The 4,649-nt window shown below is 53.2% G+C and carries 6 protein-coding genes; 4 read left to right on the top strand and 2 right to left on the bottom strand.

What is annotated here, in order from left to right:
• A partial coding sequence (locus tag Q0628_RS11630; RefSeq protein WP_298771197.1) for an aldehyde dehydrogenase family protein occupies positions 1-342 on the top strand: 342 nt, incomplete at its 5' end.
• Here Q0628_RS11630 and Q0628_RS11625 read toward each other — a convergent pair.
• Positions 339-770, bottom strand: coding sequence for an acyl-ACP thioesterase domain-containing protein (locus Q0628_RS11625; RefSeq protein ID WP_298771195.1), 432 nt, complete (start codon positions 768-770; stop codon positions 339-341). The two genes, Q0628_RS11630 and Q0628_RS11625, sit on opposite strands and share 4 nt — an antisense overlap.
• 8 nt (positions 771-778) lie before the next feature.
• Entirely contained in the window at positions 779-1,612 is an 834-nt protein-coding gene (locus Q0628_RS11620; RefSeq protein WP_298771193.1) for a pyridoxamine kinase, read from the bottom strand.
• Positions 1,613-1,743: 131 nt separating this feature from the next.
• On the opposite strand from Q0628_RS11620, the gene Q0628_RS11615 reads away from it, so the two are divergent.
• The 3 genes from Q0628_RS11615 to Q0628_RS11605 are packed head-to-tail and all read left to right on the top strand — an operon-like array spanning position 1,744 to position 4,595.
• A complete protein-coding gene (locus Q0628_RS11615; RefSeq protein WP_298771191.1) occupies positions 1,744-3,516 on the top strand; it encodes a biotin--[acetyl-CoA-carboxylase] ligase in 1,773 nt (590 codons plus the stop codon).
• An 8-nt stretch (positions 3,517-3,524) separates the two neighbouring features.
• A complete protein-coding gene (gene yihA / locus Q0628_RS11610) occupies positions 3,525-4,106 on the top strand; it encodes a ribosome biogenesis GTP-binding protein YihA/YsxC (RefSeq protein WP_298771189.1) in 582 nt (193 codons plus the stop codon).
• Positions 4,107-4,124: 18 nt separating this feature from the next.
• Complete coding sequence (locus Q0628_RS11605) at positions 4,125-4,595, top strand: hypothetical protein (RefSeq protein ID WP_298771187.1); 471 nt, start codon at positions 4,125-4,127, stop codon at positions 4,593-4,595.
• Positions 4,596-4,649: the final 54 nt, after the last annotated feature.

Genomic DNA, 4,649 nt, shown 5'->3' with positions numbered 1-4,649 from the left:
ATTCAATTCGTTCAGAGCCGCCCCAAGCCACTCGCTCTCTATATTTTCGGCAAATCAGAAGCTAATATCAACAATGTCATCGCCCGCACCACTTCGGGTTCCACCTGCGTGAACCACTGCATCCTGCAAATCGAAAACCTGTCAGTACCCTTTGGCGGAGTCGGCATGAGCGGTACCGGCAATTATCACGGAATATACGGATTCAAGACATTTAGCCACGAACGCAATATCATGCACCAGGGCGCACTCGACGCCATGAAATTCCTTTACCCGCCGTACCACAAAGACAACGAAAAAAGCTGGCGCGCAAGACTCCAACGAATCGCGAAAAAATTTCTTTAGTGTCCCACGTACAGTTTCTTCATTTCATCGGAAATGGCCATGGGGCGTCCGCGCTTCATGTCGACAAGTACCCACTGGGTTTCCGATTCGAAAATCACCTTGCCGTCAGAGACTCGCTCAAACCGACACTTGCGTAAGCTCACGACCTTGCCGTAAGCGGCTACCCATGTAATCCCGCGGATTTCATCATCTAGAAAAGCCTGGTTCTTGTATTCCACATGCTGCACGTGAATCATCCAGCCAGCCCCCAAATCACGCATCAAAGCCGTGCCACCCACCGATTCGGAATGGGCTATCGCTATATCCTGAATCCACTGAACCGACCACACGTTATTGAAATGATGATTGTCATCGATCATCTCGGGGGTCACCTTGAACACCTGCGTAAATTCCATCGGGTTCACCGTATCTTCCATCGCAATCGCCATAAAATCTCCTATCCGTTTGCCAGTTCTTCAATCAGCTTGGGTAAAGCCAACTCAAACTTGACGCCGTACCAATGTTCCTTGTCTTCGTAGGTCTTTTCAATGCATTCCAGTACGAAGTCTGCGGCAATACGCGCCGCCTCAACCATGGAACGACCACGCAGAAGCGAGCCGACGAAGGCCGAGGCATAGCAGTCACCCGTGCCATTGAAGCCCTTGGTAATCTTCTTGTGTTCGTAATAGCTGAAAGTCTTGCCATCATAAAGCAGAACGCCCGTATAGTCCGGACGGAATCCGGCACCTGTCAGAACTACCGATCGTGCGCCCAGGTCACAGAGTTTCTTGCAGAGTGTCTCGGCAAATTCGCGATCATAGGTTTCGCGGTATTCCGTCCCCGTCAGCATACAAGCTTCCGTCATGTTTGGAAGAATCACGTCGGCAGCTGCACAAAGGTCCTTCATAGCGCCCACGAATTCCACGTTGAAACCGGGGTATAGGCTACCGTTGTCCGCCATGGCAGGATCCACCACGCGCATGGCATTCTCAACCCCGTTCGTATCCATGATGTCGCGGACGATATTAACCTGTTCGATAGAACCGAGGTAACCCGTATAAAAAGCGTCAAACTTGATTCCTGCCTCGCGCCAATGTTCGCTAATAGGCTGCATATCGCTAGTAAGGTCCCTGAAGGTCCAGCCGGTAAAGCCCCCCGTATGAGTCGAAAGGACTGCCGACGGAAGCACCGCCGTCTCAATACCGCATGCCGAAATAATCGGGAGTGCGACCGTTAGGGAACACTGCCCGAAACACGAAATATCCTGAATGGTAAGGACACGCCTATACATGCCACCAAATATAGAATTGATTGGGCTTTTAAAAGAAAATTTCACATTTCTTTTATCTTAATGTTATATTTACATTATTGCAACAAGGTGTTTTGGGTCCTCCTTGGCCTATACCAAATACAGGAGTTTTTATGGAATGGAATGATTTTACAAGCCTCACGGCTGAAGACATGTGCGCTATTTGGAATTTTGACACGCGCGACCCGTTTTCGATCCTGGGCATCCACCCTCTCAATACAGATAGGGGCGTAAAGACAGTCATCCGCACCTACCAGCCGCAGGCAAGCTTTATCCGCGGTGAATCCTGCGACGGCGAATACGAATTCGATTTCATGAAGCTCGGCGACACGGGCTTCTTCGAAGCCATCCTGGACAAAGAATACGAGCCCTTCTTCTACAAGCTTATCATCAGGCAAGGTAGCGACAACGAATACACGCTCGTCGACCCCTACGCATTCCTTCCGGTCCTTTCTGACTTCGACATCCACCTGATTTCAAGCGGCACGCACTATGAACTCTACCGCAAGCTGGGTGCAAATCTGGTCGAGCACCAGGGTTTCAAGGGAGTACACTTCGCAGTCTGGGCTCCGAACGCACGCTCCGTTTCTGTCGTCGGAAACTTCAACAGCTGGGACGGTCGCCGTCACCAGATGCGCATGCTCGGCAGTTCCGGCATCTGGGAAATTTTCATCCCGAACATTGGCGAAGGAGAACTCTACCGTTACGAAATTCACGGTGCCGATGGAAACCTACATGTCAAGGTGGACCCGCTCGCAAAGCTCAGCGAAGTCCGCCCGGCAACCGCCTCCATCACCACGCACCTCGACGGCTACGAATGGGGCGACGACCTTTACATGAAGACACACTGGGCCACCAAGGTCTTCGGTTCGCCCATGAACATTTACGAAGTCCACGCCGGTTCCTGGCGCCGCGACCCCGCGAATCCGGATCGTTTCTTGAACTGGGACGAACTTGCCGACACCCTGATTCCGTACCTCAAGGAAATGGGTTACACCCACGTGGAATTCTTGCCGCTTGCCGAACACCCGCTGGACGAATCTTGGGGCTACCAGGTGACCGGCTACTACTCCCCCACCAGCCGCTACGGCACCGCCGAACAGCTGATGCGCCTGACCTGCGCAGTGGGTGTGGCTATGTGCGACGCAGTGGAGCAGGTCACGGGTTTGCGACCCCGCATTAAATGGATTAACGATTTAATTCTACAAGAAAAAAAGCTGGGCGGTATTCTAACAGAGCTTTGTGTGGAACACGGCATTGTCCAATACGCCGTTGTGGGCGTAGGCATTAACTGCACACAGCAGTACGAAGATTTCCCCGCGGAAATTCGGGATATTGCAATTTCTCTGCAAATCGCATTGGGCCGAGATGTGAACCTTCCCAAGCTAACCGCAAAAATGATAGAAGCCCTTTGGAAAATGGACCGTCAACTGCTGTCTAAGGATTTTATGGCAGATTACAAAAAGGATTGCATCACGTTGGGACAAGAAATTTCCATCGTTGGGGGTGATGGTGTGCGTCACGGAAGAGCTGTGGACCTAACCGCTGACGGCGGGCTTTTGGTGGCCTATCCCGACGGATCTCAGGAAACGGTCAATTCCGGCGAGGTCAGCATCCGGGGCCGGGTGCTGCCCATTGGCGGTCTGAAGGAGAAGACCATGGCGGCCTACCGCCACGGCTGCAAGACCGTCATCATCCCCGCCGCCAACGAGCGGGACCTTCAGGACATCGATCAGACGGTGCGCAGCAAGCTGAACTTCGTCATTGCCAAGGAGGTCAGCACGGTCCTGGAGGCTGCGCTGAATCCCGCTCCTGTGGAAGCGGAATCCGTCAACATCCCCGCAGAGCCTCCTCGCCAGCGTGAGGCGGCAGCGCTCTGCCAGTGAGGTAAAACATGAATCTGCATAATGTGGAATTTGTCAAATCCGGTGCCACCCTGGAGGGTCTGCCTCCGAGAACGCTGCCGGAGATCGCCTTTGCGGGCAAGTCCAATGTGGGCAAGTCCAGCGTCATCAACCGCATCCTGAACCGGAAGAACTTCGCCCGGGTGGGCGAGGCTCCCGGCAAGACCACCCATGCCAACTACTTCCTGGTGGATAAGAAGTGCTACTTCGTGGACCTGCCCGGCTACGGCTATGCCAAGGTCCCCAAGACCGAGAAGGAGCGCTGGGGCAAGCTCATGGAGGGCTACTTCGCCTCCGGGCGGATCACCCTGGGCATCCTGATCGTGGACGCCCGCCACGCCCCCACCATGAACGACATCACCATGGCGGACTACTTCCTCCAGACCGGCTGCCCCTTCGTTGTGGTGGCCAACAAGATGGACAAGCTGAAAAAGAGCGAGATCGAGAAGAACCTCGCCACCATCCGCACCGACCTCGAATTACCCGAGGAGGTCGTGCTCGTGCCCTTCTCTGCGGAAAAGGGCCTGGGCCGGGATGAGCTGGTGAAGCTGATTCTGGATGCAGTAAAATAAAATGGGGAGGAATGAACCTTGAAGCTTCAAATCAATGACTGGGAATTTGACATTGATCTGGATGCAACGAAGGAGCATTCCTCCTTTGCTGCTGCCGACCATTGCACCTGCGGTTACTGCGAAAACTACTATAGAACCGTGCGTCGATGCTATCCGGATTTGATTCCGTTCCTGAAACAATTTGGACTGGATATCGACGGTCCCGTGGAGATGTATCCTTTTGAGCCAACCATGTATCTGGCAGGGTACCGGGTTCGGGGAACCATTGTGAAACCGGGCCTTGCTCCCATTATGGTAAATGGTGTTCCGGTTTCGGCGGAGCCCCGCGAGGACAGGTTCTTTATTTTGGAGGTAGGGGAGATGACTCTTCCCTGGGTCATGCCGGAGCATCCTGACAATGTGATATCGCCCGCCAATGAGCCTGAATTTTTAGAGAAAATGTATCTGAAGCTAGCACAGCGAATGGGCGGACTGAATCTGATTTCGTGACTTTTATACGAATAATTCCGTCAACTAACGGTTGCATATAGATATTTGCGAAAG

Origin of the sequence: uncultured Fibrobacter sp., assembly GCF_937877005.1 — a bacterium.
GTDB lineage: Bacteria > Fibrobacterota > Fibrobacteria > Fibrobacterales > Fibrobacteraceae > Fibrobacter.
Note: the sequence above shows the minus strand (reverse complement) of the source record. Positions and strands in the feature narration are given on the sequence as shown.